27 protein-coding genes and 1 tRNA gene are annotated in these 25,314 nt (G+C 72.3%); 10 read left to right on the plus strand and 18 right to left on the minus strand.

The genetic code is table 11. The features are described from left to right. Positions 1 to 41: 41 nt before the first annotated feature. The 5 genes from mreC (at position 42) to LPC08_RS01705 (ending at position 4,779) form a co-directional block, all read left to right on the plus strand. Positions 42 to 905 (plus strand): rod shape-determining protein MreC, encoded by an 864-nt coding sequence (gene mreC, locus LPC08_RS01685; protein ID WP_230451005.1) that lies wholly within the window; start codon positions 42 to 44, stop codon positions 903 to 905. 55 nt (positions 906 to 960) lie between these two features. Next, on the plus strand, positions 961 to 1,503 hold the full coding sequence (mreD, locus tag LPC08_RS01690) for a rod shape-determining protein MreD (protein ID WP_230451006.1): 543 nt from the start codon (positions 961 to 963) through the stop codon (positions 1,501 to 1,503). A 10-nt stretch (positions 1,504 to 1,513) separates the two neighbouring features. Continuing rightward, positions 1,514 to 3,436 carry a penicillin-binding protein 2 gene (gene mrdA / locus LPC08_RS01695; RefSeq protein WP_230451007.1) on the plus strand — a complete coding sequence of 641 codons (1,923 nt, stop codon included), beginning with the start codon at positions 1,514 to 1,516 and terminating at the stop codon, positions 3,434 to 3,436. 19 nt (positions 3,437 to 3,455) lie between these two features. Then, complete coding sequence (gene rodA, locus LPC08_RS01700; protein WP_230452955.1) at positions 3,456 to 4,604, plus strand: rod shape-determining protein RodA; 1,149 nt, start codon at positions 3,456 to 3,458, stop codon at positions 4,602 to 4,604. Positions 4,605 to 4,703: 99 nt separating this feature from the next. Continuing rightward, positions 4,704 to 4,779, plus strand: a tRNA-Lys gene (locus LPC08_RS01705). 866 nt (positions 4,780 to 5,645) lie between these two features. Here LPC08_RS01705 and LPC08_RS01710 read toward each other — a convergent pair. From LPC08_RS01710 to LPC08_RS01765, 12 genes are all read right to left on the minus strand, one after another. Continuing rightward, complete coding sequence (locus LPC08_RS01710; protein WP_230451008.1) at positions 5,646 to 6,005, minus strand: hypothetical protein; 360 nt, start codon at positions 6,003 to 6,005, stop codon at positions 5,646 to 5,648. Then, positions 5,998 to 6,267, minus strand: coding sequence for a hypothetical protein (locus tag LPC08_RS01715; RefSeq protein WP_230451009.1), 270 nt, complete (start codon positions 6,265 to 6,267; stop codon positions 5,998 to 6,000). Before LPC08_RS01715 ends, LPC08_RS01710 begins: the two co-directional genes overlap by 8 nt. 326 nt (positions 6,268 to 6,593) lie before the next feature. Continuing rightward, the gene (locus LPC08_RS01720) at positions 6,594 to 7,247 is read right to left on the minus strand and encodes a class I SAM-dependent methyltransferase (protein WP_230451010.1); all 654 of its coding nucleotides are present in this window, start codon (positions 7,245 to 7,247) and stop codon (positions 6,594 to 6,596) included. 76 nt (positions 7,248 to 7,323) lie between these two features. Further along, entirely contained in the window at positions 7,324 to 7,503 is a 180-nt protein-coding gene (locus LPC08_RS01725; protein WP_230451011.1) for a hypothetical protein, read from the minus strand. After that, positions 7,500 to 7,892 carry a hypothetical protein gene (locus LPC08_RS01730; protein ID WP_230451012.1) on the minus strand — a complete coding sequence of 131 codons (393 nt, stop codon included), beginning with the start codon at positions 7,890 to 7,892 and terminating at the stop codon, positions 7,500 to 7,502. Before LPC08_RS01730 ends, LPC08_RS01725 begins: the two co-directional genes overlap by 4 nt. Positions 7,893 to 8,103: 211 nt before the next feature. Beyond that, positions 8,104 to 10,131, minus strand: coding sequence for a DUF927 domain-containing protein (locus LPC08_RS26150; RefSeq protein ID WP_304622053.1), 2,028 nt, complete (start codon positions 10,129 to 10,131; stop codon positions 8,104 to 8,106). Next, positions 10,128 to 11,138 carry a hypothetical protein gene (locus LPC08_RS01740; RefSeq protein WP_230451013.1) on the minus strand — a complete coding sequence of 337 codons (1,011 nt, stop codon included), beginning with the start codon at positions 11,136 to 11,138 and terminating at the stop codon, positions 10,128 to 10,130. The genes LPC08_RS26150 and LPC08_RS01740 overlap by 4 nt, the downstream gene beginning before the upstream one ends. After that, positions 11,135 to 11,368: a hypothetical protein gene (locus tag LPC08_RS01745; protein WP_230451014.1), complete on the minus strand. Its 234-nt coding sequence runs from the start codon at positions 11,366 to 11,368 to the stop codon at positions 11,135 to 11,137. Before LPC08_RS01745 ends, LPC08_RS01740 begins: the two co-directional genes overlap by 4 nt. Then, positions 11,368 to 11,595, minus strand: a complete 228-nt coding sequence (locus tag LPC08_RS01750; RefSeq protein WP_230451015.1) for a hypothetical protein — start codon at positions 11,593 to 11,595, stop codon at positions 11,368 to 11,370. The genes LPC08_RS01745 and LPC08_RS01750 overlap by 1 nt, the downstream gene beginning before the upstream one ends. Positions 11,596 to 11,732: 137 nt before the next feature. Beyond that, positions 11,733 to 11,951 carry a helix-turn-helix transcriptional regulator gene (locus LPC08_RS01755; protein WP_230451016.1) on the minus strand — a complete coding sequence of 73 codons (219 nt, stop codon included), beginning with the start codon at positions 11,949 to 11,951 and terminating at the stop codon, positions 11,733 to 11,735. Positions 11,952 to 12,508: 557 nt separating this feature from the next. After that, positions 12,509 to 12,907 carry a hypothetical protein gene (locus LPC08_RS01760; protein WP_230451017.1) on the minus strand — a complete coding sequence of 133 codons (399 nt, stop codon included), beginning with the start codon at positions 12,905 to 12,907 and terminating at the stop codon, positions 12,509 to 12,511. Continuing rightward, the gene (locus LPC08_RS01765; protein WP_230451018.1) at positions 12,904 to 13,305 is read right to left on the minus strand and encodes a hypothetical protein; all 402 of its coding nucleotides are present in this window, start codon (positions 13,303 to 13,305) and stop codon (positions 12,904 to 12,906) included. Before LPC08_RS01765 ends, LPC08_RS01760 begins: the two co-directional genes overlap by 4 nt. A 221-nt stretch (positions 13,306 to 13,526) precedes the next feature. Here LPC08_RS01765 and LPC08_RS26275 point away from each other — a divergent pair, with 221 nt between their 5' ends. The 3 genes from LPC08_RS26275 to LPC08_RS01780 are packed head-to-tail and all read left to right on the plus strand — an operon-like array spanning position 13,527 to position 14,061. Then, positions 13,527 to 13,685 carry an XRE family transcriptional regulator gene (locus LPC08_RS26275; RefSeq protein ID WP_370643281.1) on the plus strand — a complete coding sequence of 53 codons (159 nt, stop codon included), beginning with the start codon at positions 13,527 to 13,529 and terminating at the stop codon, positions 13,683 to 13,685. Further along, positions 13,685 to 13,921, plus strand: a complete 237-nt coding sequence (locus LPC08_RS01775) for a hypothetical protein (protein ID WP_230451020.1) — start codon at positions 13,685 to 13,687, stop codon at positions 13,919 to 13,921. The genes LPC08_RS26275 and LPC08_RS01775 overlap by 1 nt, the downstream gene beginning before the upstream one ends. Further along, a complete protein-coding gene (locus tag LPC08_RS01780) occupies positions 13,918 to 14,061 on the plus strand; it encodes a hypothetical protein (protein ID WP_230451021.1) in 144 nt (47 codons plus the stop codon). The genes LPC08_RS01775 and LPC08_RS01780 overlap by 4 nt, the downstream gene beginning before the upstream one ends. 397 nt (positions 14,062 to 14,458) lie before the next feature. Here the strand turns inward: LPC08_RS01780 and LPC08_RS01785 are convergent, their stop codons facing one another. Together LPC08_RS01785 and LPC08_RS01790 are read right to left on the minus strand one after the other, a co-directional pair. Then, complete coding sequence (locus LPC08_RS01785) at positions 14,459 to 17,425, minus strand: class I SAM-dependent DNA methyltransferase (protein WP_230451022.1); 2,967 nt, start codon at positions 17,423 to 17,425, stop codon at positions 14,459 to 14,461. A gap of 439 nt (positions 17,426 to 17,864) precedes the next feature. Continuing rightward, positions 17,865 to 19,217 carry a tyrosine-type recombinase/integrase gene (locus LPC08_RS01790; RefSeq protein ID WP_230451023.1) on the minus strand — a complete coding sequence of 451 codons (1,353 nt, stop codon included), beginning with the start codon at positions 19,215 to 19,217 and terminating at the stop codon, positions 17,865 to 17,867. 500 nt (positions 19,218 to 19,717) lie between these two features. Here LPC08_RS01790 and LPC08_RS01795 point away from each other — a divergent pair, with 500 nt between their 5' ends. Both LPC08_RS01795 and LPC08_RS01800 read left to right on the plus strand, forming a co-directional pair. After that, positions 19,718 to 20,128, plus strand: a complete 411-nt coding sequence (locus tag LPC08_RS01795; RefSeq protein WP_230451024.1) for a pore-forming ESAT-6 family protein — start codon at positions 19,718 to 19,720, stop codon at positions 20,126 to 20,128. 195 nt (positions 20,129 to 20,323) lie between these two features. Beyond that, a complete protein-coding gene (locus LPC08_RS01800; RefSeq protein ID WP_230451025.1) occupies positions 20,324 to 21,823 on the plus strand; it encodes an ABC transporter substrate-binding protein in 1,500 nt (499 codons plus the stop codon). A gap of 6 nt (positions 21,824 to 21,829) precedes the next feature. On the opposite strand, the gene LPC08_RS01805 is transcribed toward LPC08_RS01800, so the two are convergent. The 4 genes from LPC08_RS01805 to LPC08_RS01820 all read right to left on the minus strand — a co-directional run bounded on the left by LPC08_RS01805 (position 21,830) and on the right by LPC08_RS01820 (position 25,229). Beyond that, positions 21,830 to 22,678: an alpha/beta hydrolase gene (locus LPC08_RS01805; RefSeq protein WP_230451026.1), complete on the minus strand. Its 849-nt coding sequence runs from the start codon at positions 22,676 to 22,678 to the stop codon at positions 21,830 to 21,832. 133 nt (positions 22,679 to 22,811) lie between these two features. Further along, entirely contained in the window at positions 22,812 to 23,513 is a 702-nt protein-coding gene (locus LPC08_RS01810; RefSeq protein WP_230451027.1) for an ABC transporter ATP-binding protein, read from the minus strand. After that, positions 23,513 to 24,271: an ABC transporter ATP-binding protein gene (locus LPC08_RS01815; protein WP_230451028.1), complete on the minus strand. Its 759-nt coding sequence runs from the start codon at positions 24,269 to 24,271 to the stop codon at positions 23,513 to 23,515. The genes LPC08_RS01810 and LPC08_RS01815 overlap by 1 nt, the downstream gene beginning before the upstream one ends. Continuing rightward, positions 24,264 to 25,229: a branched-chain amino acid ABC transporter permease gene (locus tag LPC08_RS01820; RefSeq protein ID WP_230451029.1), complete on the minus strand. Its 966-nt coding sequence runs from the start codon at positions 25,227 to 25,229 to the stop codon at positions 24,264 to 24,266. Before LPC08_RS01820 ends, LPC08_RS01815 begins: the two co-directional genes overlap by 8 nt. Positions 25,230 to 25,314: the final 85 nt, after the last annotated feature.

Genomic DNA, 25,314 nt, shown 5'->3' on the forward strand with positions numbered 1-25,314 from the left:
GACCATGGGCCCGGTAGGGGCCCGGTCCAGGACACGCGCGCATGATCCGTCTCAGCATTCCGCTCCGACAGGCGCTCGGCCGCCTGACGCTGCCCGTGCTGATCGCGGCGGCCTTCGGGGTGATGCTGCTGGGCAAGGCGGATACCGTGCTGGTGGAGCGGATGCGCATGTCGCTGGCCGATTCGCTGGCCCCCCTCTATGGCGGCCTGTCCGAGCCGGTGCGGGCGACCCGCGAGCTGGTCGAGGACGTGCGGGACCTGTGGTCGATGCGTTCCGAGAATGTCCGGCTGCGCGAGGAGAACGAGCGCCTGCACCGCTGGCAGGCGGCGGCCCTGGCGCTGGATGCCGAGAACGTCCAGCTGCGCCGGCAGCTCTCCTTCGTGCCCGATGCCACCCCTTCCTACCGCACCGCGCGGGTGGTGGCGGATGCCGGGGGCATCTATGCCCGCGCCGTGCTGCTGGCCACCACGCCGCAGTTCCAGCCGCGCAAGGGGCAGGTGGCGCTGGACGAGCGCGGCCTGGCCGGCCGGGTCACGGAGGTGGGCGAACGTTCCGCCCGCGTGCTGCTGGTGACGGACATCAACAGCCGCATCCCGGTGGTGCTGGAAGGCTCGCGCGCCCGGGCCATGATGGTCGGCACCAACGGCGCCCGGCCGCGGCTGCAGTTCTGGCCGGAGGGCACCCAGCCCCAGGAGGGGGAGCGCGTGGTGACCGGGGCGGAGGCCGCCGCCTTTCCCACCGGCCTGCCGGTCGGCGTGGTGCGCTGGTCCGAGGCGGGGGCGCCGGAGATCGAGCTCTATGCCCGGCTGGACCGGCTGGACCTCCTCCGCATCTTCGATTTCGGCCTCGCCGGCATCCTGCCCCCGGAGGCGGTGGCGCGGCCCGAGCCGAGGCCGCGGCGATGAGCGCGATCGCGTCCATGGCCCGGGCAGGCGCCGCCGCCTCCCGGTCCCGGGGGCCATGATCCTGGCGACGGGCCAGCCCGACCCGGCCCCCGGCCTGCTGCGCCGCCTGGATGCGGTGGCCCGCGCCGCCTTCCCGGCGACGGGGGCGGCGCTGCTGCTCATCCTCGCCTCCACCCCGGCCGGGCTGCCGGCGCTGGGGCCGGGGCTTGCCCTGGCCTGCGTCTATTTCTGGACCATCTTCCGCCCCGCCGCGATGTGGGCGCCGGCCGTCTTCGCGCTGGGCCTGCTGCAGGACCTGCTCAGCTTCGCGCCGCTGGGGCAGGGCATCCTGACCCTGCTGCTGGCGCACGGGGTGGCGCTGCGCTTCCGGCGCTTCCTGGCGCGGCGGAGCTTCGTCGTGGTCTGGCTGATCTTCTGCCTCTTCGCCCTGGGCGTCGCGGCGCTGGACTATGTGCTGCAGGTGGTGCTGGGCTGGCGCATCATGCCGGTCTCCCCGGCGCTGGTGCAGGCGGGCCTGGCGGCCGGGGCCTACCCCGCGGTCGCGGCCGTGCTGACCAAAGCGCATGAGGCGATGCAGCGGGCCGAGGTGATGGCGTGAGGAGGCGGGCATGAGCCGGCGCGGCGAGGAGGAGCGGCGGCGCTCCGTCTTCACCCGGCGGGCGCTGCTGCTGGCGGCGGTGCAGGCCGGCGGCATCGGCTTCCTGGGCTATCGCCTGCACCGGCTGCAGGTGGAGGAGGGCGATCGCTACGCCACCCTGGCCGAGGAGAACCGGATCTCCGCACGCCTCCTCGCGCCGCCGCGGGGGCGGGTGCTGGACCGCGCCGGCAAGGTGGTCGCGGGCAACCAGCTGAACTGGCGCGCCCTGCTGGTCGCGGAATCGGCGGGCGACGTGCCGGCGGTGCTGGAGACCTTCAGCCGCATCGTGCCGCTGCAGGATTTCGAGCGCGCGCGCATCGAGCGCGAGGTGCGCCGCCGCCGCCGCTTCGTCCCCGTCACGGTGCGCGAGTTCCTGACCTGGGAGGAGATGGCGCGGATCGACCTGAACGCGCCGGACCTGCCGGGGATCAGCGTCGATGTCGGCACCACGCGGCAGTACCCCGAGGGCGAGCACCTGGCGCATGTCGTCGGCTACGTCGCGCCCCCGGCCGAGCGCGACATCGGCGAGGACCCGCTGCTGGAACTGCCGGGCATCCGTGTCGGCCGCTCCGGCATCGAGCGCTTCCACGACAAGATCCTGCGCGGGCGGGCGGGGGCGCAGCGGCTGGAGGTGAACGCGGTCGGCCGCGTCATCCGCGAGCTGGACCGGCGCGAGGGCGTGTCCGGCCAGGAGGTGCAGATCAGCGTCGATGCGGAGCTGCAACGCACCGTGCGGGCGCGCTGCGAGGTCGGCACCACCGCCGTCGTGATGGACTGCAAGACGGGCGAGGTGCTGGCCATGGCCACCCAGCCCTCCTTCGACCCGCATCTGTTCAACTCGGGCGTCTCGGCGGCGCAGTGGCGGCAATGGACCAGCCAGCGCACCACGCCGCTGATCAACAAGGCGACCAATGGACTCTACGCCCCCGGCTCCACCTTCAAGATGATGGTCGGGCTGGCGGCGCTGGATGCCAAGGTCTGCACCCCGGGCGACCGGGTGAGCTGCCCTGGCTACTACGACCTGGGCGACACGCGCTTCCACTGCCACTCGCGCTACGGCCATGGCAGCCTCGACCTGCGCGGCGCGCTGAAGCATTCCTGCGACGTCTATTTCTACGAGATGGCCAAGCGGACCGGCATCGACCGCATCGCGGCGATGGCGAAGCGCTTCGGCATGGGCGTGGACCTGGAGATCGAGCTGCCTGGCGTGCGCCGTGGGCTGGTGCCGACGCGCGAATGGCGCATGGCGCAGGGCAAGCCCTGGAACCTGGGCGACACGGTGGTGCACGGGATCGGCCAGGGCTTCTACCAGATCACCCCGCTGGCCCTGGCGACGATGACGGCGCGCCTGGCCTCGGGCAAGGCGGTGCAGCCGCACCTGACGCGGGCGGTCAACGGCCGCCCCGTGCGCGGCGCCCGGACGGAGGACTGGCCCTCCCTGGGCGTCCCCGAGCGCGACCTGAAGCTGATGCGGGACGGGATGTTCGCCGTGGTGAACGAGGAGGGCGGCACCGGGCGCCCGGGGCGGCTGCCCGCCCAGTTCGGCGCCATGGCGGGCAAGACCGGCAGCGTGCAGGTGCGGCGCGTGTCGCGCGAGCAGCGGGAGCGCGGCTTCAAGGCGGAGAACATGCCGCGCGAGTGGCGGCCGCACGCGCTCTTCGTCGGCTTCGCGCCCTATGACGACCCGCGCTACGCCGTGTCGGTCGTGGTGGAGCACGGGCTGGCCGGGTCCACGGCCGCGGCGCCGGTGGCGCGCGACATCCTGGTGGACACCTTCAACCGCTTCCGCCAGGCGCCGCCGCAGGCCCAGCCCGGCGGGCAGCGGGTCGCCGATGCCGGCGGCACGGGGACGGCCGCCGATGCGGGGCGTCCGGCGGGGCCAGGTCGGCGATGAGGGGCCGGCGATGAAGACCATGCCCGTCTACGAGCAGCGGCTGCTGCGGGTCGAGCGCGGCTTCGGCATCCTGGAGAAGCTCTGGGCCATGCCCTGGCTCTTCGTGTTGCTGCTCTGCGGCGTCGCCGGGATCGGCTACGTGGCGCTGTATTCTGCCGGCGGCGGGACGCCCGAAGCCTATGCCAGCAAGCACGCCCTGCGCTTCGCCTTCGGGCTGGTGATGATGCTCTGCATCGCCTTCGTGGACATCCGGCTGATCGCCCGCCTCTCCTGGGTTGCCTATGCCGTCGGCATCGGGCTGCTGGTGCTGGTGGCGCTGCACGGCCAGGTGGGGAAGGGCGCGCAGCGCTGGATCGACATCGGACCCTTCCAGCTGCAGCCCTCCGAGCTGATGAAGATCCTGTTGGTCCTGGCGCTCGCCTCCTGGTTCCACCGCGCGTCCTGGGAGCGGATGGGCAGCATCCTGTTCCTGATCCCGCCCGCCATCGCCGTGCTGGTTCCGGTCGGGCTGATCCTGAAGCAGCCCAACCTGGGCACGGCGCTGATCACCGCCGTGGTCGGCGCCTCGGTCTTCTGGGCGGCGGGGGTGCGATGGTGGAAGTTCGCGCTGATCGCGGGGGCGGCCGGGGTGGCGGCGCCGATCGCCTACGAGCACCTGCACGACTACCAGCGGGCGCGCATCACCACCTTCCTCGACCCGGAGAGCGACCCGCTCGGTGCCGGCTACAACATCATCCAGTCGAAGATCGCGCTGGGCTCCGGCGGCCTGTGGGGCAAGGGCTTCCTGCAGGGCACGCAGGGGCACCTGAACTTCCTGCCGGAGAAGCAGACGGACTTCATCTTCACCATGATCGCCGAGGAGTTCGGCCTGGTCGGCGCCCTGGTCACGCTGGGGATGCTGGCGCTGGTGGTGGCCTTCGCCTTTCTGGTGGCGCTGCGCTGCCGTCACCAGTACGGGCGGCTGGTCGGCATCGGGCTGGGGACGAACTTCTTCCTCTATGTCTTCGTGAACGTGGCGATGGTGACCGGCTCGATCCCCGTGGGCGGGGTGCCGCTGCCGCTGATCAGCCATGGCGGCTCGGCCATGATCACCACCATGTTCGCCTGCGGCCTGCTGATGAGTGCCTGGGTGCACCGGGACGTGGAATTCGCCGCGGTCCGCGAGTGACCCTTCCGGGGCGCATGGCGGTCAAGGGAGCCATGCGGCGGCGGATAGGGGGTTGACCATGGCGCAGGGGGCGGTAGAAGGCGGCCACACCGTTGGTGCGGGCGCATAGCTCAGTTGGTAGAGCAGCTGACTCTTAATCAGCGGGTCCTAGGTTCGAGCCCTAGTGCGCCCACCACGGTTTTCAGATACTTAGGCAGTTTCCTGACCCGCTGACTTTGCGGACCCAGGCAGCGCGGACCTGTAGCGGACCCACCGAGACAAGGTTCGGCTTCATCCAGCCCCTCGGCTTGGTGCCACAGTCCTTGCCCTCCCCAAGCTGGGGGGGGTGGCCGCAAAGCTCCCAGCGCCTCCGGTCTCGACCGCGCCCCCAGGCGAATTTTCCCGCGCGCGAATTAAATTTTCCGGCCGCATTAAATTCGGCGGAGGCCGGCCTGAAGGGGGGGAGGGGGGCAAATCTTCGGGCCGGGCCGGGGGTCCCCAACCGCACCGGGGTCATTCGCAGAATTTTTCCCCGCCGAGGGGATCGGGGTGCGGACCAGCGGCGAAACGCCAGTAAATGCTGGGGATTTTGCATCCGTTGCAGCTTTGAATGGTTCGCAGGGGTGCGGACCTGCTGCGGACTGCGGACCCTGGCCTTGGCGCAGAGGCGGCCCCCCCACCCCCATGGGTCCTTCCCCGGGTCCGGCGTATTGCGGTGGGGCGGAGCGTGTTCACCGTCTAGGCAAGGCGCACTCATAGGGGGTTCCGCTTCCGCTTCGGCAGATCGCTAGCAAATGCGGGGGATTTGGCCCCACCACAGGGCACTTTAGCTGCACGGACCCGGGGTAGGGGTTCCGCTTCGCCGTCGCCTCAGCCGGGATGGACATTGATGTTACCCATGGGGTCCGTGGTGCCTAGCGAACCCGCGCGCTCTCGCCACCCGTATTGCGCGAACTCGGGGGAAGGACCCGGCCGGAGCTGAGGTATTCCCCGGCTCTTTAGGGGCTGACAAAAGTCCTCGTCACCGCCCTCGCGCGCGCGGGCGTACTGCGCGGAAAAGCCCTACCGCTCCGCCCAGCGTCCCACCAGCGGCCGGGCTTCCTTCCTGCCGGCCCGCGCCGCGTCTGCTAGGTCCGCTCCACGCGCCACCGCCAGCAGGAAGGACAGCGGCCGGGTGTCGTTCGCCGCCATCGCCCCACCCCAGCCGGCAGGGGGTGGCGGCAATCCGGGCAGCGGCACGTCCCACAACCCCTGCCGCAGCATCCGCGCCGCTTGGCGGATGAGGCGAGCGGTGGCGATGCCCTCTGCACTCCACCGACCGTGCCGTTGGTTGCCGTGGTGGTGGGCCGGAGGGGGCAGGCCGTCGAGCTGGCGCGCGGCCCGGTAGGCTGCCCAGCCGGCGGAGCGGGCGGGATCAGCCACCACGGCTCGCGTCTCCCTCTGCGGGGAACATCGCTTCCCCCATCAGCGCCACCCCGGGTGCTGCCGCCAGGAAGCGCGCCACCGCTTCGGCCACGTCGCGACCGTCCCGCTCGCCGGCTCGCAGCAGCCCGAGCCTTTCCAGCGCGTGCAGCGCGGACCGGTCCACCTCCACCGGAGCCAGCACCACCCCACGGCGGCGGCGGTTGCGGTAGGCTGCCGCCCGATCCGCCGCGCTGATCCTGCTCTCCTCATCGCTCGTCATGGCGTGTCGCGAATCTCCTGCTTTCAGGGCTGTTCTCAGCGAATGGCGTGACGGATTTCCCTCGTTTCCCGCGGTGTGTTTTGGGAGGACGTGACGACCTTTCCTCCATGCCGCCAGCAGCTTGCGGAGCTGACTTGTCCCCTTCGGCGTCCATCATCAGGCACGGCTCGCACCGTGCAGCGGGCCGGCGGCAGCGGCACGAAGGCATCGCCACAAGCCGCGCAGGTCCGGGCCGGATGCCAGTGGAGCCAACGGGTAGGCAGGCGCCGCACCGGTACCACGGGAATGACGGTGGCGCCGGAAGGGATGCCGCAGGACAGGCGCGGTCATGGCGCGCGCCGCGTGAAGCGCCAGATGGTGGCACGCAGGTCGCTCATCAGGGCGTCGTACTCTCCGGGATCGGGGAACAGCCCGCGCAGCACCAAGTCATCGCCCACCGGCTGAGCCACGCCATCCAAGCTCCAGCCTGCGGCCTCTGCCCATCCAGCTATGGCAGCGACAGGATGAAAGCGGGCGAACAGCCTCATCTCGACCGCGGCGTTGTCGCCGCGCTCCCGTGCGAGGTCGTAGATGAACAGCGATCCGCCCCGTCGCACGATCCGCGCCGCCTCCGCCAGAGCGCTGGGGGGATCGCCGTGGCACAGGCTGTAGAGGTGCAAGGCTACGTCGGCGCAGCCATCTGCCAGCGGCAGGGCATGGAAGTCGGCCAGAAGCCGTGCGAACCGCGTTCCGGAAGGGGCCATGGCGAGCTGCGCACCGGAGTAGTTCACCAGGAGGAACCGCAGGTCGGGGCGGAGCGCTCCGAGGATGCGGGCCACCTCTCCGGTGCCGCAGCCCAAATCCGCCACCGTGGCGCCGGGCGGCAGGGTCATGAAGCGGTGCAGGGCCGCAACATGGTCGGCCTCGGTTGCTCCAAGACGGTTCCCTTGCAGGACCCGGATGCCAAGGCCGGCGACATAGGGCGTCACCGCGTCAAGCATGGCTCCATGGTCGGGAGGTGCAGGGGTATTCCATGTCCGGAAGGTCACGTCCTCATTTCTCCTTTCCGTGCGTCGGTCATGGCGCATCGCCGTCGAGAAGCGCCATCGCCTCACCCACCAGCAGCCGCACTCGGGCAGGATCGGTCGCGGCGGCGTGCAGCTCGGCCAGCAGGTCGCGCAGCAGCGCCAGCGTCACCGCCGCATCCGGCAGCCGCGCACTGGGGCGAGGCGGGAAGGGCACCACCTCGCCGGTCACGTCCGCACCTCCACCCGCTCGGCCTCGGCCAGGTGATCGCCCGGATGGCAGGTCCAGCAGCGCCAGCCCCGCGGCGCCATCGCCTCCCGCCACCAGCGCCGCCCGCCGCAGCAGGAACAGCGGCAGCCGGGGGAGGGCAGCGCCGCAGCATCCGCCCAGGCCGGGGGGCGCTGGTGGGAGGAGGCCAGCAGCCCATCCAGGCGCAGGCGGTGGCGGGTGTCGTGCTCCGGGTCCAGGGCCTCGCCTGGGGCGGCGTGGTGCTGTCGCATCGCCTCCGCCTCGGCGGCGTCGTGGTCGGGACGCGGTGGCGCAACCGGCTCCCGCTCCTCCGGCTGTGGCGGCAGGTCCGCGGGGCGGTGGCGCACGGCCAGGGCGGTGAAGCGGCTCATGCGCTCGGCCCCTGCGCCGCTTCCGCGTCCTGCATCGTACACGCTTCATGCCGATTTCGGTCGGGACAGGTCGGGACAGTCGGGACAAGGCCCCAAAGCCCAGCAATTCCGACCTGTTTGGCGTCCCCGGCCTGTCCCGACCGGAGCGAAAGGCGGTCGGGACAGGTCGGGACAAGGTTCGGCGTGCAGCGCGGAGGGAGCCCCGGGCGGCTCATGCGGCGTCCTCCGCCTCGTGCCCGGCGGGGACAGCCTCCGAGGGTGCGAGGATGCCGGGAGCGATGACGTAGAGCCTCGGCTTCCCCTCACCGGGTATCCGGGTCGATCTCGCGAGATTCTTGCCCTCGCCGGGGGACAGGAAGCCGGCATCCTTCACCGCTCGCGCCACCGCCGCAGGGTCCAGGCCGCGGCACACTTCATTGCGCCAGACTTCGGGCAGGATGAGGTATTCCCACCCGTCCGCCGTGAGGCGTCGCCAGCCTGCACGGTTCATCACGGGCCGCTCGCTATCGTTCTCCTCTTGCGGCTTGGCTTCCAGGTGGCTCGCCGGGGTGAGGCGGGAGAACCGGGAGGCGCCGTGCGCGCCGATGAAGCCCCGCACCGCCGCCAGCGCCGCCGCATCCTCCGCGGCCCCGGCCCCCGCATCGCGGTTGCCCAGCCAGGCTTGCAGCCCGGTCAACGCCGCCCGCCGCGCCTCGCCCTCCGGCCAGGGCAGCACGCCCAGCGCCGCAGCCAGCTCACCCGCTGCCGCGATCAGGGCAAAGCGTTGCGCCACCCGGCGGACCTGCCCGGTCGCGTCCGCCGGCAACTTCGCTGCCCGGGTGAAGTCCTCCATGGCATCCCGCAGGCTCCGCGAGAGGTCCGCCGGCCGCTCCGCCCGCTCCGCCGCCAGCGCCGCCAGGAAGGTCCGGGCAGCGTGCCCGTGATGCGCGGTGGCGGCAGCGCGGACCGCATCGCTCAGGGCTTGGCCGCCGGGACTGCCGTGCAGCGTGTCCCACACGCCATGCCCCTGTCCCGCATCGGCGGGAATCGTGATGCAGCGCACGTCCTGCCCGGCACGGTGGCGCTCGCCCGCCTCGGCCAGCTTGTCGGCCGGGGATACCTCGCCGGTCGAGAGGAACAGCGTCCGCCAGGTCTTCGCCGCCCGGGGCGCGCCCGTCCGATCCGCCCGGCTCTTCCCGGCGCCATGGGCCAGCATGTAGAGCGCCGCGGCCACATCGCGCCCGTCGCACAGCCCGATCTCATCCAGCGCCAGCAGCGCGTCGGAGGATTCGGCCGCCGCCCCTTCCAGCGCGTTCGCGGTGCTGCGCCAGGTGCGGACCTGCTTACCCGGGGCAGGGTCGCCCCACACGCTCGCGGCGGCGGTGAGGCAGGTCGTCTTGCCCGTGCTGCTTCCGCCCAGCAGGTGCAGCCCGCCGCCCTCCATGCCCAGCACGTCCAGCAGCGGCGGCGCGAAGGCTGCCGCCAGGAACAGGGCGAGGCGGGCATTGCCCACGGCAGGCGCCGCCACGCCATCGCGCCAGCCATCCAGCGTGCCGGCGGTGGCGACGCGGGCCGCGGCGTCCTCCCCCGGGTCGGCCAGGATCACGGCTTCCGCTCCGGCGCTGCCCCAGCCCGTGCCGTCCGCCAGGACGTAGGTGATGGCCGCGCCGCTGCCGTGCCAGCCGGTGCGCGCGACGCTGCGGAATCGCCGGTCGGTTCGCACGTCCGACAAGCCCTCGGCCAGCTTCGCGCGGTACATCTGCCCGGGCTTCACCCGCAGCCCGCGGTCCTCCAGCTCGGCCGCCAGCGTCCCATGCTCGCCGTGCAGCAGGCGACGCGGCATGGCGAAGCGTTGCGGGCGTCCGTCGTTGTCGTTCCAGGCCAGCAGCAGGGAGCGGCCACGCCCGCTGGCGTCGCGCGCTTCGCCCAGGATGCGGAACGGCGCGGCGAGGAACATGGGCACGGCTGCCGCCTCCTCTTCCGTCTTCGCCCCGCGCTTGCCAGGCGAGAGGAAGTAGAAGCCGCCGCGGCGCATCTCGAACCGTTCGGGCCAGCGCGTGCCGTCCGCGTCGGGCATGGCACGCCGTGCCGCTGCGAGGGCTTCCGCCACGCGGTCCTGTTCCTCCTCCGCGTCGCGTGCCTCCTCCGCGTCGTGCGGTGGCGGGGTTGCGGCGGAAGCGTCGTCGTTGGAGTGCAGCCCGCCGTCCCGCATTTCGGCGTCGTGTAGCTCGGCACCCTGCGTCTCGTGGGCGGCGCTCATCGGCGGTCCTCCCGCGGATGCGCGCCGCTGTCCGTGCGGTGCGCGAGCGCCCATTCCGCGATCTTCTCGCCCTCGCCCCTCTCCTTGCCGGCTTCGTGCAGCGCGCCGTCCACCGCGCGCTTCACCTCGCCTTCCGTCAGCAGGTTCGCGCGCACCAGCCGTGCGAGTCCCCAGGCTTCGTCCACGGCGGTTTCGTGCCGGCTGTTGACCGGCGCGGTGGCGATGGCGACGCAGGCCCGGCGCAGCGCCGCCCGCGCGTAAGCGTCGCTGCTATCCGTGCGCGGCAGCGTCGGCGGCGCGCGCCGCGGCTCCTGCGGCGCCAGCTCCGCCGCGCCGGGGACCGCCACCGCAGCAGCGCCGTCGAGACGGGCGAGGCGATGCGGCAGCGGGTCCCGCATCCCGTCCGCGAAGACCGGCGCGGCGGTGTAGGTCGCCTGGACCGGCCGCAGCGTCGCCAGGTCGAGTCCCATGCCCTTGAAGGGCCGCAGCCAGCGCACCGCCTCCGCCCCGTCCACCGGCCGCGAGAGGCGGAACCACAGCCGCACCCGCAGCCCGGGCTTGAACCCGTGCGAGGCGGTGGCGGCGGCGATGCAGGCCGCGCCGTGGAAGGCGTCAGGGAGCCCCGCGCGGGCCACATGCCCGCAGGCGGCGAGGTCCATCAGATCCAGCCCGGCCGGCGCCGCGACGCCATCGAGGTCCAACGCCACCCACGAGCGCGGCACGTCCAGGAGCGTCGGCGCCTCGCCGGTCTTCGGATCGGCGTGCAGCAGCCGCCGCACCCGCCGTGCCCGCGCCGGGTCCGCGATGGCGCCGCGCAGGATGCAGCGGTCGGGCCGATGCAGCAGGTCAACCAGCAGCCTCGCCAGCGCGTCCAGCGTCGGTGCGATGGCGGAGGACAGGTTGACGGTTCGGGTGCTGTCGTAGCCCACGGACTCGGCGCCGGGGCGGATCAGCTTGGCGAGGCGCCGCCCGGGCGCCTCCATGATGGTGAGGGCGTCCGGGTTCATGGGTGCGCCTCCATGGCGCGCAGGGCGGCCAATGCCGCCGGCAGGGAAGGGAAGACCACCGGCAGGCGGTGGCCGGGATGCAGAAGCCCCGCGCGCGGCAGCCCGTCAGGGGCGGCGGCGTCGGGCAGCAAGATCACTCGGGGCGCGGCGCCGGGACGGCGGGGTAGGGGAGCGCACCAGGCCAGCAGGTCGGGCGTCGCATCCCGGGGCGGCAGGGGCAGGCGGGGCATCACCGGCCGCTCCCTTCGCCGCCGTCGCGGGCGGCGGCGCCGATCAGCAGGACGTGGCTATGTTCGCCCGGCTCGCCCTCCTTCTTCGGCATCACCAGCACGCGAAGCCCGCCCAGCCGGCCGCGCAGGTAGCGGCCTCCGGCGGCGGCGGTGGCGACGTAGAGCGGACAGGCAGGCAGCAGCGCGCCTCCCGTGCCGCGGGGTGTCCTCTCGGGTCGATTCGTCATGGCATTCCCCTCGGGGAAGGCCACGGCAGGGCTGGCGAAGCGGCCTGGGGCGCGCTATCTGGCGGGTGTCGAGTGCCCCGCATACGAGTAGAGTTCGCCCCTGGAACCGCCCGGCCCCTGGCCGCGGCGGTTTCGTTTTAGGCCGGTGCCCGGCTCGATTCCTCGGCGTGGCTGGCGAAGGCGCGGCCCTCGGCCCAGGCGTTCAGGTCGGGGAGCCGGTAGCCCACCCGCCGCTCGCCCAGCCGGATGAAGCGCGGCCCGCCACCCTCCGTCCGCCATCGCTGGAGGGTCCGGCGCGAGACGTTCAGCAGCTCGGCGGCCTGCTTCTCGTCAAAGAAATTCTGCGGGCCGTTCATGCGACCCATCCTACTGAACCTTCAGAATTCCCGGATTTGCCAGCGATTTCGGGGCGGCTCGAATAGGACGCACCCAATCCGTGACGACTTGCCACGGTGGAGCTTTCCTGCACATTCTCCGCCCCACGGCAGGGCGCCTTTGGTGCTTCCATTGGTTCTCCTGTCGAATCGGTAGTTCTCTGATGAGAAAGGCCGGTGATGCAGCCCCGGCGGCAGGACCAGGGGTTCCAAGTCCAACCCTGCCGCCGGAGCCCACCCTTTCGGGGTGGGTGTTGCGATTCGTGGAACCGCTCCAACCCTCCAAGTCTATCTTCCGGAGGCGACGCTAGCCACCCCTGGGGTGGCGCGTTGCAGCACCGCGAAGCAGTCCTAGGAAGTTGGTGGCGCAGGTTGGCGAAAGCGGCAGGGAACACAACGCGAATAGCTCAGTGGCTGAAGACCACGGGAGTATTGTCCCCGATATCCACAGGCCGCAGAGCAAAGCCTCAAATTTCCGGCATCCTACCTAGTCGGAGTGACCTAGGCGGGCAGCCCCACGACCACCCGCCTCCGGTCGGTCATCTCTGGGCCAGCAGCGCCGCCGCCTGATCCCGGACGGCGGCGATCAGATCCATCTCGCAGTCCATCAGTCGCCAGTCGCCGTCGCCCGCACAGCGGTCGCCCAGCAGCACCACCTTGCGCAGCAGGTCCGCTAGGCCGCCGCCGGGTTCGTCGGCCAGCGCCTGGATCGCGGCGATCTCCGCGTCGCACCACGCTTCCACCTCGGCGTCGGGCCGGTCGTTGAGGGGAAGCTGCGCCATCACTGCGCGGTAGGCGCTCAGGGTGGGGGAGGGCGCTTCGGCGGCCGGGGCGTCGCCCAGGGTGGTGCAGCTCCGCACGAGCACGGTGGCGGCCGTGGCGCCGGCCAGGTGGCCCAGCAGGGACCGGCGGCGCGGGGTGGGGGTGGGCGCGCTCATCGGCTTGCCCCCGGGGTAAAGGCGGGCGGGGGCAGGGTGAGTGAATCCGCCCGATGCTTGCTGCGGGAGGTGAACGACACCTGCCCGGAAATTCCGGGGACCTGCCGGGAGCGCGCCGGGAACCGCACCACCACCGCCGGCACGCGATCCGCGGCGAGCGTCGCAGGGTGCAGGCTGGCCTCGTCGGGCTCCGCCTCGCCGTCCGCGTTGGGCTCCATGTCCGGGTCGCCGTCGAGGGCGTCCAGCATCGCCAGGGCGCGGGCGACGATGCTTTCCAACGCGGCCCGCTGGGCAGCCACCTCCGGCCCCACAGCGGTAGTGCAGCGGTTTTGTAAACCGAAGGTCGGGGGTCTTCTGCCCAGCGTGTCGGCGGGCGTGCTATGGGCGTGTTCAGCCATGATCCGGTTGCCTCTCGCTTCCGGGTTGCGGTCAGGCCGGGCGGTAGGTGTGGAAGACCCACCGCCCGGCCACGTTCCTTGTGGAACGTCGCAATTAGTGACACTCTCGATCTATGGCGGCAAGTGGAAACGTCGCTTTAGGCGACATTACCCCGGATCAGTCCAGGGGTGCGCGGGGGCTTCTGGATTGGTCGCGCGATCGACTCGCGGAAGCGTCGGGGGTGCCCAAGCGGACCATCATGCGCTTTGAAGGTCGGGAGGCTTCCCCCCGGCGCTCCACCCTCACTGCCATCCGCGCCGCGCTGGAGGCGGCCGGCGTGGAGTTCATCGCGGAGAACGGTGGCGGGGCGGGGGTGCGGCTGCGGAAGGGCGAGGGGTAATGGCCCATCTCCGCGCCAACGAGACGGCCAAGCTTCGGGCCAGCTTCTACAACGGCCTGTCCATCGCCTGCTTCGCCGCGGGCGCCTTCGCCCCGGTGGCCGCAGCCTTCTACGGCTCGCCGGCCACCGAAGGGTGGAAGACTGTTCTCGGCGCGATCCTTTGGACTTCGGCCGCGTTCTTCATACATACTGCCGGCACCCGAGAGCTTCGAGCATTGAAGGAGGACGACGAATGACCGGGAGCGAGCTGTTCGGCTTCGTGATCCTGCCAGCGCTGCTCACGGCCGCCGTATGGGCTCACGCGGTGGTTCGGAACCCGCCGCGCAGCGGAGCCGTCCGGGACGTGCTGTCGGCACTGAACCTGTTGAGGAAGTAGCCACCGACCCGTTCCCGCACCCCCGCCGGCCAGGGTGGCGCCGGGCTTGGAAAACCTGGGGCAACCCAGGCCGGCTCATGGATAACGCGATGACGAGCGCCTTGGAGCCGTAGAAGGCCCCGCCCCTCAACGGGCGGGGCTTTGTCGTTGCAGGCTCCCAGCCTCTCCACTGGCAATGCCTGACCGCGACCGGAGCCTGTCCCCATGGCTGGCCGGCGGCGCGGTGGCGGGCGGCATCGTCACCGTGGCGACGCTGCTTCTGCGGGCGCTCGGCGTCCTCAGCTAACGGGTGGCCGTCGCGCCGCACGCCCATGGGGCAAAGCCGGTTCTCCCGCGCGGTCGTAGGTGATGGGACGGGTCCGCCGTTTGGCGGCATGGCAGAAGCATGTCGCTGCACCTACCGGGCAGCACGCTGGTGGTTCAGCTCCAACAACCGCGCCAAAGCCTCGGCCTCTGGTATGTCGGCGGGCCAGCCGTAAGCAGCCGCCACGGCGGCATCCAACGTGCTGTGCAGCCCGTCCAGCCACGCGCCTTCTGGCTGGCCCCGAGTGTTGTAGAGGGCGGTCAGGGTGCGCTTTCGCAACGCAGCCTCGGCAGCCGCGTCGCGTGGGACCAGTCGTGGCGGTAGCCCGGGCGTCGGCTCAGGCAAGGCCATCACTAGCTCGGCTGGATTCAGCCAACGGTCTCGCGCGGCCGTCAGCGCACCGGCCGCGCTCGCAATTGCCTGCCTGCGCGGATCGGCCGACGCCTCCCCCGGCGACACGTTCGGTGCCAGGCCGGCGGGGAAAGGGAACGTCTCGAAGGTTGTTGTGGGCGTGTAGCGGGGGCGATCCTCTAGATGGGTTCCCTTGCGAAGCGACCACGCTTCATGGAAGCGGCTATGGAGGATGCCGAAGGTGGCATCGTCACTGCGGGCCACGACAATCAACTGGCAATCCGGTACCACCGCTGCATCCAGCCAAGCGAAGATGCGATGCTTCGCAACGCGAGGAGTGACAATGTAGCGCGGCAAGCCGGCCAGGGCGCGTCTCATCCCCGACCTGGCTTCACCATGGCGCCACCATGCAAGGCGGTAGCCATCCCGCTTTTGCCCGTCGCGCATCGGCTTCACCTCCCGCACCACATGCGCGAAGGGCGCCGCGTAGTATGCGGCCTCCGCCTCCCCCATCGTGGCGCCGAAATCCACCACCCAAGCATCGTCGGCGCGTCGCAGGATATGCAGCCCGTTGCGCCAGGGCCGCACCACGTCGCTGTTCGGCCGCCCGTTCGCGTTCGGGGGCATCGCCAGCCAGCTCCGCGCGGTGGCGCCGTCCACGTCGAAGGGACCTACCTTCGTCGTGCCCATGAAGCACACGCCCGCATTCTCCGGCAAACTCGCGGCGCTGGTCAGGTCGGCGCCCGCGGCGGTGAGGTCCGCGAAGATCGGGCCAGCCACCGCTTTGCCATCCAGACTCCGCGGCCCGTCCGCTTCCGGCCCGACACAGACGATGGACACGCGCACGGCAGCGCCATCCAGCAACCAGGGTTCATCGGACCACGCGGCCCTGACGGGCAGCAGGCGCAGCAGCCCGTCCAGAACCTCGCGGTTCACCCCGCCGCGGATGCTGTTCGTCGCCACCAGCCCGGCCCGCCGGGCGCGGCCTTGCGCCACCGCCTCGCGGGTGCCGTCGAACCAGTAGCAGACGAAATCCGCCTCCGCCGGAACGCGCCCGGCATAGGCGGCGAAGAGCCGGTCCACGTAGGAATCGGTCAGCCGGCGGCGCATGACCTTGCCGCCCACGAAGGGTGGATTGCCCACGATGGTATCCGCCGCCGGCCAGATCGCTGGCACAGGGCGGCCGTCCGCGTCGGTGGCCAGCACCGCGTCGCGGCACTCGATGGTGTCCAGGGCACGCAGCACCGGGTTGTCCGGCATAGGATAGCCGTTGCGCCGCGCCCACTGGATATGCCCGATCCAGACCGATACGCGGGCCAGCTCGGCGGCAAAGGGGTTCACCTCGATGCCCAGCACCGCCTCCGGGCCTACTTCGGGGAAGCCGGTGGCGAGCCCCAGCGCCGCGGCTTCCGCCAGCACGCGCGCTTCCAGGTCCTTCAGCGCCAGCAGCGCGACGTACAGGAAGTTGCCGGAACCGCAGGCGGGGTCCAGCACCCGGAAGTCCCGCAACCGCTTGCGGAAGACTTCCAGGGTATCCGTAGCCCGCGTGCCCAGCTCCGCCATGCGGCGGCGGCGGCGCTCGCCCTCGCGTGCCAGCGCCTTGCGCGCCTTCACCGTCTCGCCGGTCACGGCCTCGCCGGCCAGGGCTGCCAGGCCCTCAATTCCGCCGCCGGCCGAGCGTAGGGCTTCTCGCTCCTCCAACGCGCCGGAGATGCGCTCCCTCGCCGCCGCCCATTCGGCCAACAGCGGATCGCGCACCACGGGGTCAACGATGCGCTCGATGGTGGCCCGGTCAGTATAATGGGCGCCGAGCTGGCCGCGCTTGTCCGGGTCGAGCCCCCGCTCGAACAGCGTGCCCATGATGGCGGGATCAATCTCGGACCAGTCGCGCGATACGGCCTGTTCCAACAGCCGGATATCGCCGGCATCCATGGGCAGCGCCTCCGCATCCGCGAAGAGGCCGCCGTTGAACCAGGGCACCGGCTTGAAGCCCACGCGCCCGCCTCGTGCCGCGAGCTGTCCGAACAGCAGGGAAGTGAAGCCCTGGAATTGCGTCGGGTCGGTGCGGCCCAGCGCCAGCAGGTCCCTCAGGATATCGCGGGACAGCAGCCCGACATCCTCGGCGAACAGGCAGAACACCAGCCGGTTGACGAAGCGCGCTACCGATCCGGCATCGTGCCCGCGGGCGCGAAGGCGCTGGGCGAGCGCCACGAAGTCGGCCGCGGCCTGTTCCGTGATGGCCTGCCGCGTCTCGGCCGGGCGCCACGCCTCCGGATTGGTCCAAAGATTCGCCAGGCGCGCCATCACGCCCGGGTCGCGCATGTCGTGGAGGGTGAAGCCGTGGCGTTCCGTCTTGGCGTTGGTCCAGGCGGTATGGACGATGATGCGGTCCATGTCCGACACCACCAGCAGCGGCGGGTTTTCCAACGCGCCGGCATAGCGGAGCAACTGGACGTGCGCCGCGTCGAGGTCGCCGCCCCGGGACTTGTACTCCCAGCCGAAGCACGCGCGCTTCCACACGTCGGCCCAGCCGTTGCCGCCGCCGGCCTTGGTCACGCCCTTCTCAAAGGCATAGGTGGAGCCCGAGGGGTCATCGTTCGGCCGGGGGGTGTTCAGCAGGGCGCAGAGGTCAAGGAAGTGTTCCTTGGCCGCGGCGGCCTCCGGCCGGGTGTTCCTGTCCCACTTCTCAACAAAGGCGTCAGGCGTCATGGCGGCTCGGAAAGCGACGTGTGGTGGTGGGGTGATGGGGCCACGCTCTCGGCCGCGCGACAAGCTGCCTCGCCTGCCAGGAGTGGCAGGAGATGACGGGGGGGGGCCGTGCCTCGCGCGCGCGCGCGTACCGGCCGAAAAAGCCCTGCAGCCGCGGTCGTGCCTGCCCGACCTGCCCGACCGGATTTCGGCTGATCCCTGCTCGTGCACGGCTGTCCCGACCTGTCGCGGGGCAGGTCAGGACAGCCGGGGTGGGCGCCAATCCCCAGCATTTCCGGGCGGGCGAGCCTGTCCCGACCTGTGTCCCGACCTGTCCCGACCTGAATTGCGGGAGGTCGGGACAGCCAAACCCCAGCAAAAACGGCCGTGTCCCGACTGTCCCGACCGTCCCGACCGGATTTCGCAGGACTTGTCTTCGTGCGACCCGTCCGGCCGCGCCTTACCCTGCCCGGCGGCGGTGGCGAGGCGGCAGCGGCAGCACGTTGCCGGCGGCCGGGGTGAGACTGCCGCACGCCAGGACGTGCTTGCCCCAGGCGTCCAGGGCGGTCTTCCGTTCGGCCAAGAAGTCGTGCCGCTGGTACACGGCGGCGACGCCTTGGATGGCGCCGGTCACGTGGTTCAGCAGCCGGTCCGCCACATGCGGTGGGAACCCGGCCCCGGCGAGCCACGTCACGGCCGTCCGCCGGAAGTCGTGGAATCGCCAGTCGGGCGCGGCGGGCGAAGGCGCCACCGCACGGGACCCATGGCGCCGAGGTGGGGCAGGGGCGGCAGGCGGGGTGCCAGCCTCGGCCGCCATGGCTTCGGCCAGCGCCGCCTTCGCCTTACTGAACCCGGAGGGCGGCGTCTCCCCGGTCACGGTGAACACCAACGGCCGGCCCTCGATCCGCTCCACGCCCCGCAGCACGTCGCGGGCCGCGTCAGACAGATGCACCACATGCGCCCGGCCGTTCTTCGCCCGTTCCTTGGGGATGGTCCATGTCGAGAGGTCCGGCGCCAGCTCATCCCAGCGCAGCCCGGCCACTTCCTCGCGCCGCTGCGCCGTCAGCAGCAGCAGCCGCACCACCGGGCCGAAGGGGAAGCCCAGCTCGCCTGCCGCACGCCACAGTGCCCCTACCTCGGCAGCGGTTAGCACGCGGTCGCGGGAGGGGGCGCCGCCGGCTAGCGTTGGCAGGTCCGCGAAGGGGTTGGCCGCGAGGCGCCCCCGCTTGCACGCCCAGCCGTAGCAGGCACGCCCATAGGCCAGGGTCCGCGCCGCGATGGGCGCCTTGCCCGCGGTGGCGAGGGCGTCCAGCACGTCCAGCACCGCCGCGCGGTCCAGGGAGGCAGCAGGCTTGCTGGCATGGCCGGCGAAGGCATGAAGGATCGCGCGCTGTGCCTCGGCCCGGTAGCGGTCGGATCGGTTTGCCAGGTGCAGCGCCGCCCACTCCTCCACCAGGACCCGCAGCGTCAGGGCAGCGTCCCGCTTGGCAGCGGCGGCGGCGGCGCGTGTGGCTTCGTCGGCTGCCTTCCGCGCGGCCCTCTCCGCAGCCAGGTCCACCCCCTGCGCCACCCGGCCTAATCTCGCCTGCGCCGCCGTCCGCGCCTGCGCCAAGGTGATGCTGCCCCACGGCCCCAGCGGCTCGCGGACCTTGCGGCCGGTGGCGGGGTCGGTGGTCTGGCAAAGGAACAGCTTGGCTCCCGATGCGGTGGCGCGGAGTCCCAGCCCCCGGCACTCCGTATCGAAGGCCAGCCGGTCCTTCCGGCCGGGTTCGGGGGCGAAGGAGGCGATCCATCGTTCGGTGAAGCGCGGCATGTTCCGATCCCTTGCGGACCCGCTGCGGACCCGTAGCGGACCCGGCTGGCGCGTGTCTTACGGCAGCCTGTGGCAGCTCGTGTCACGCTTATTCCGCGGACCATGGGGAAAAACAAGGAAATGTGGAAGGTCATGGCGTCGCGTGGCAGGCCGTGTCGCCTCACTGACGCTTACTCTTAATCAGCGGGTCCTAGGTTCGAGCCCTAGTGCGCCCACCAATGGTCTGATCCTCCCCGATCATCCGAGCGTCTGATCCGGCGGCTGCGGGATCCGCCGACCGTTGCGCTTCTCCGGCGCGGCCCGGTCAGAGCCTGCACACCCCCCCCCGCCGAGGGCCGAGGTCGCCGGCCAGCGGCACCGCCGGGCCACCGCCTGCGCCACCCCTCCCCACCGGTGACGACGGTCACGCCCGCCTGCTCGCAAAGGTGATGGGCGACCAGCTGCCGCGGCAGGGGTGGGCGCGCTAGGCCAGGGCCATCCACCCAGGGAATGGAATCGGCATGCGCCTCTCAATGCCCGCCGCCGGCCTGCTGCTCGGCGCGTTCACGGCCGCCGCCCATGCGCAGGCGCCGGCGGCACCTCCGGCCACCGCGCAGGGGCAGCAGGAGATGCTGCGCATGATGCACCTCGCCGGACGCAACCAGCTGGGCGTGCTGCAGTACTGCGAGGCGCAGGGCAGCGTCGGGGCCGACGTCGTGGCGCTGCAACGGCGCGTGCTGGGCATGCTCCCTCCGGTTCAGGTCGAGGGGCTGGACGCGGCCGAGGCCACCGGCAAGGGCGGCGTCGTGGACGCCATGGGCACCCGCGTGGCGCTGGCGGACGCGGCAAGGGCGCAGGGCACGACGCCCGATGCCATGTGCAAGCAGATGGCCGCCATGTTGCAGGCCCAGGCGGCCCAGCTCCCGCGGTAGCCGGCGCACCCGCCCGCGAGGCGCCCGGCAGCGGCCGGCGCCGGGCCCGGCCTTCGCCGCCCTGGCTCACGGGGAAGGCGGCTGGCCCCGCGGGCGACGCCCATGGCGCCAGCCTCCGCATCCCGGTTCCGGCATCCCATGTGCATGCCGGCCCCGGCGGGGGCGCTGTGGCGCCCGTTCCGGGAGACCGTCACCATGCGCCTGCATCCCTTCCAGCAACTCGCCGCGGCCCTGCTCGCCCTCAGCCTCGCGGCACCGGCCGGTGCACAGACCCTGCGCATCGGGATCGGCGCCGATCCCAACGTGCTCGATCCCGCGCAGTCCACGGCCTATGTCGAGCGCATCGTCTTCACCGCCCTCTGCGACCGGCTGGTGGATGTCGGGCCCGACCTCTCCTTCCGGCCGGAGCTGGCCACCGCCTGGGCCTGGTCCGAGGAGGGCCGCACCCTCACCCTGACCCTGCGCCCGGACGGCCGCTTCCACGACGGCACGGCGGTGGACGCGGCCGCGGTGAAGGTGAACCTCGACCGCTACCGCACCGCCCGCGAATCCCGCCGCCGCGCCGAGCTGGCGGCCGTGGACGCCGTGGAGGCCCCCGACCCGCGCACGGTGGTGATCCGGCTGAAGGAACCCTTCGCGCCGCTGCTCTCCGTGCTGTCCGACCGTTCCGGCATGATCCTCTCCCCCGCCGCCCTGGCCCGGCTGGGAGAGCGCATCCGCGAGGAGCCGGTCTGCTCCGGGCCCTTCCGCCTCGTCCGCCGGGTGGCGCAGGACCGGATCGAGATGGAGCGCTTCCCGGAGCACTGGAACGCCGCCAACATCCACGTCCAGCGGCTGGTCATGCGGCCCATCCCGGACAGCACCGTGCGCATGCTGAACCTGCGCTCCGGCCAGCTCGACATCATCGAGCGGCTCGCGCCCTCCGACGTGGCGGAGGCGCGGCGCGACCCGAAGGTGGCGGTGACGGAGGCGACCTCCATCGCCTACCAGCTCTTCTACATGCGGATGCAGGGCGGCGCCCTGTCCGACCCCCGGCTGCGCGAGGCGCTGGAGCTGAGCCTGGACCGGGACATCATCAACCAAGTGGCGCTGGAGGGGCTCTTCGTCCCCAACAACCAGCCGGAGGCGCCCGGCACGCCCTATCACTTCCCCGACCTCGCGCCCCCGGCGCGCGACCTGGCCCGGGCGAAGGCGCTGCTGCGCGAGGCCGGCCAGCCGGCCCCGGCCTTCACCCTGCTGGTGCCCAACAGCCCGGTGGAAAGCCAGGTGGCGCAGATCATCCAGGCCATGGCGGGCGAGGCGGGCTTCCAGGTGAAGCTGGAGGTGCTGGAATCCTCCGCGCTGGTGGCGCGGTCCGAGCGCGGCCAGGACTACGACGCCGCCTTCGGCATCTGGTCCGGCCGCCCCGACCCGGACGGCAACATCGCGCCCTGGCTGGCAACGGACGGCTTCCTGAACCGCATGGGCTACAGCGTCCCGGCCGTGGACGCCGCCTTCCTCGCCGCCCGCCGCAGCACGGACACCGCCACCCGGCAGGAGGCCTACCGCGCCGCGGCCCGGCGCTGGATGGCCGACCGGCCCGTCCTGGTGCTCTACAGCTACCGCTGGTTCTGGGGGATGCGCGCCGGGATCACCGGCTTCCAGCCCTCGCCGGACGGGCTGATCCGCTTCGCCGGGCTGCGCCTGCCGCAATAGGCCCCGTCAGCGGGCCGCCAGCCCCATCGCGCGCAGCGTCGCCCGATGCAGCGGGCTGGCGGGATCGCCCAGGTCGAAGATGATGTCGAAGTGGTTGGAGCCGGGGCGCGGCGCCACCTCCTCGACCGCGCAGCCGCCGGCGCGCAGGAGGGCGGCGAAGCTGGCGGTCTGGCGCTTGAACTCCGCCGTCTCCGTGTCGCCCACGCTCATCACGACATGCAGCCCCGGCGGCACCGGCCGGCGGGCGGGGGAGAGGCGCGCCACCGCCGCCTCGTCCAGCTCCGCCCAGTCGTTCACGTAGGACAGCCGCACCGGCTCCAGCTCGTAGAGGCCGGAGAGCAGGGTGGCCCCGGTCACCCCCGCCTCGTCCAGCAGCATCCCCGCCAGATGCCCGCCCGCCGAGGAGCCGGCGAGGTGGATGCGCGCCGGGTCGCCCCCGTGGCGGGCGATGCTCTCCCGCACCCAGGCCAGCCCGGCGCGGCACTGCGCCACGATCTCCGCGACAGTGGCCTCCGGCCGCAGCACGTAGTCCAGCGCGACGGTGCAGGCCCCCGCCGCCGTCAGCCCCGGAGCCATCGCCCCGGAATCCGCGGCATCCAGCATCCGCCAGTAGCCGCCATGGATGAACACCAGCACGGGCGCCGGGCCGGGGGCAGCCGCCGGGTAGACATCCAGCCGGTTGCGCTCGTGCGGCCCGTAGCGGAGGTCGGCGACATGCGGCAGCGCCGCCTTGGCGGCATCGGTGCGCGACCGGTACTCGGCCAGGATGGCGAACATGTCCGGCACCGTGGCGCGGCAGTTGTACTGCGTGTCGAGCCAGGCCTGGTCGCGGCCATGCCAGGGTTCGGTGGTCATGCGGCGTCGGCTCCCGGGGCCTGCAGGGTGGGGCGCTTCCCGGCGGGCGCATGCGCCCGACCTCCCGTCCGGGGCGGCGCGATCATGGCGGCAGGGAGGGCAGGGCCCGTCCCATGGGCGACGGCGCCAAGCATCACACCCCGATCCAGCCCCGCACCCGCTCCGCGTCGCGGTCCAGCTCGGCGCGGCCGCCGGACCAGACGGTGCGGCCCTTTTCGAGCACATGGTGCCGGTCCGCGAGGCGGCGCAGCGCCGAGAGGTTCTTGTCGATCACCAGGATCGCCTGCCCCTCGCGCTTGAGGTGCTCCAGCGTGTGCCAGATCTCGGCGCGGATCACCGGGGCCAGCCCTTCCGTCGCCTCGTCCAGGATCAGCAGATGCGGGTTGGTCATCAGGGCACGGCCGATGGCCAGCATCTGCTGCTCGCCGCCCGAGAGGGTGCGGGCCATCTGGTTCGCCCGCTCGCCCAGGCGCGGGAAGAGCGTCGTCACCCGCGCCAGCGTCCAGGGCGAGGGCCGCCCCGTCCGGTTGGCGGCGGTGGCGATCAGGTTCTCGCGCACGGTCAGGGTGGGGAAGACCTGGCGCCCCTCCGGCACCAGGCCGATGCCGCGCCGCGCGATGGCCTCGGGCGGCAGCCCGGCGATGCGGGCGGCGCGGAAGGAGACCTCGCCCCCGCGCGGCGGGTTCAGTCCCATGATGGCGCGGACCGTGGTGGTCTTGCCCATGCCGTTGCGGCCGAGCAGCGTCGCCACCTCGCCCTCGCTGACCTCCAGGTTCACGTCGTGCAGCACGGCGGCCGCGCCGTAGCCGGCCTGGAGGCCCTGGACGCGGAGCATCAGGCGTCCGCCTCCTCGCTCAGATAGGCCTCGCGCACCGCCGGGTCGGCGCGGATGGCCGCGGGCGGGCCGCTGGCGATGCAGCGGCCATAGACCAGCACGGAGACCCGGTCGGCGAGCGCGAAGACCGCCTCCATGTCGTGCTCCACCAGCAGCATCGCGACCTGGCCCTTGAGGGCGCGCAGCACCTCCGTCATGCGCAGGCTCTCGGCGGCGCCCAGCCCGGCCATCGGCTCGTCCAGCAGCAGCAGGCGCGGGGCGGCGGCGAGCGCCAGGGCCAGCTCCAGCTGCTTGCGCTCGCCATGGCTGAGGTCGGCCGCCCGCACGCCGCCTCGCGCCGGCTCCAGCCCGACCCGCGCCAGCAGCGCCCGCGCCGGCTGCCGCAGCGCCGGGTCCCGTCCCGCATCGCGCCAGAAGCGGAAGGAGTGCCCGGCCTGCGCCTGCACGGCCAGGGCGGCGTTGTCCTCGGCGGTGGCCTCGTCCAGCAGCTGGGTGATCTGGAAGGTTCGCGACAACCCGCGCCGCACCCGGCGCGCGGCGGAGAGGGCGGTGATGTCCTCCCCCCCGAACAGGATGGCACCGGAATCCGGCGTGATCTCGCCCGTGACCTGGCCGATCAGCGTGGTCTTCCCCGCGCCGTTCGGGCCGATCAGCGCGTGCAGCTCCCCCGGCGCCACCTCCAGGCTCAGCCCGTCCGTCGCCGCCAGCCCGCCGAAGGCCTTGCGCAGGTCGCGGACGGAGAGCAGCGCCTCAGCCACCGCGCCGCACCCCGAAGGCCCCCATCACCCCGCCGCGCCAGAGCAGGGCGACCAGCACCAGCAGCGGCCCGAGGATGAAGGGCCAGTGCTCGGTGAGGCCCGCCAGCACCGTCTCCAGCGTCACCAGCACGGCAGCCCCCACCACGGGCCCCAGCAGCGTGCCCATGCCGCCCAGGATCACCATCACCAGCAGCTCGCCCGAGCTCTGCCAGGCCATCATGTCCGGGCTGACGAAGCGCTGGTGGTTCGCCATCAGCGCCCCGGCCAGCGCCGCCCCCATCCCCGCCAGGGTGAAGGCCGCCAGCCGGTAGGGATAGGCGGACACCCCCAGCGCCGCCATGCGCCGCGGATTCTGCCGCGCCCCGTCCAGCACCCGCCCGAAGCGCGACCGCACCACGCGCCGCTGCAAGGCCAGCCAGGCCACCAGCAGCCCCAGCGACAGCCAGTACATCTGCGCCGGATCGCGCAGGTCCATCCCCGGCACCAGGTTCTTGCGCCGGATCATCAGCCCGTCATCCCCGCCATAGGCCTTCAGCCCGACGAAGAGGAAGAACAGCATCTGCGCGAAGGCCAGGGTGATCATGATGAACTGCACCCCCGCCGTCCGCAGCGACAGCGCCCCGATCGCCGCCGCCGCCACGCCCCCCACCAGCATCGCGGCGGGCGCCGTCACCAGCAGCGCGTTCGACCCGGGCACGAGGCCCCAGAGCGCCTCCCCCCCCGACCAGTGCGCATAGAGGATGCCCACCGTGTACCCGCCCAGCCCGTAGAAGGCGGCGTGCCCGAACGACACCATCCCCCCGCGCCCCAGGATCAGGTCCAGCGACGCCGCCGCCAGCCCCAGGATCGCGATCCGCGTCGCCAGCGCCGTCGTCGCCGGGCTGCCCAGCGCATCGGCCACCCAGGGCAACACCACCGCCGCCAGCAGCAGCGGCACCCATCCCCAGCGGCGCATCATGGGGTGGCGTCGGCTCCCGTGACCCGCAGGGCGGGCTCCGCCCCCCTGCACCCCCCGCCAGGAGCAGAGCCCCTGGACCCATATT

This window comes from Roseomonas sp. OT10, from assembly GCF_020991085.1.
Lineage (GTDB): Bacteria > Pseudomonadota > Alphaproteobacteria > Acetobacterales > Acetobacteraceae > Roseomonas > Roseomonas cutis.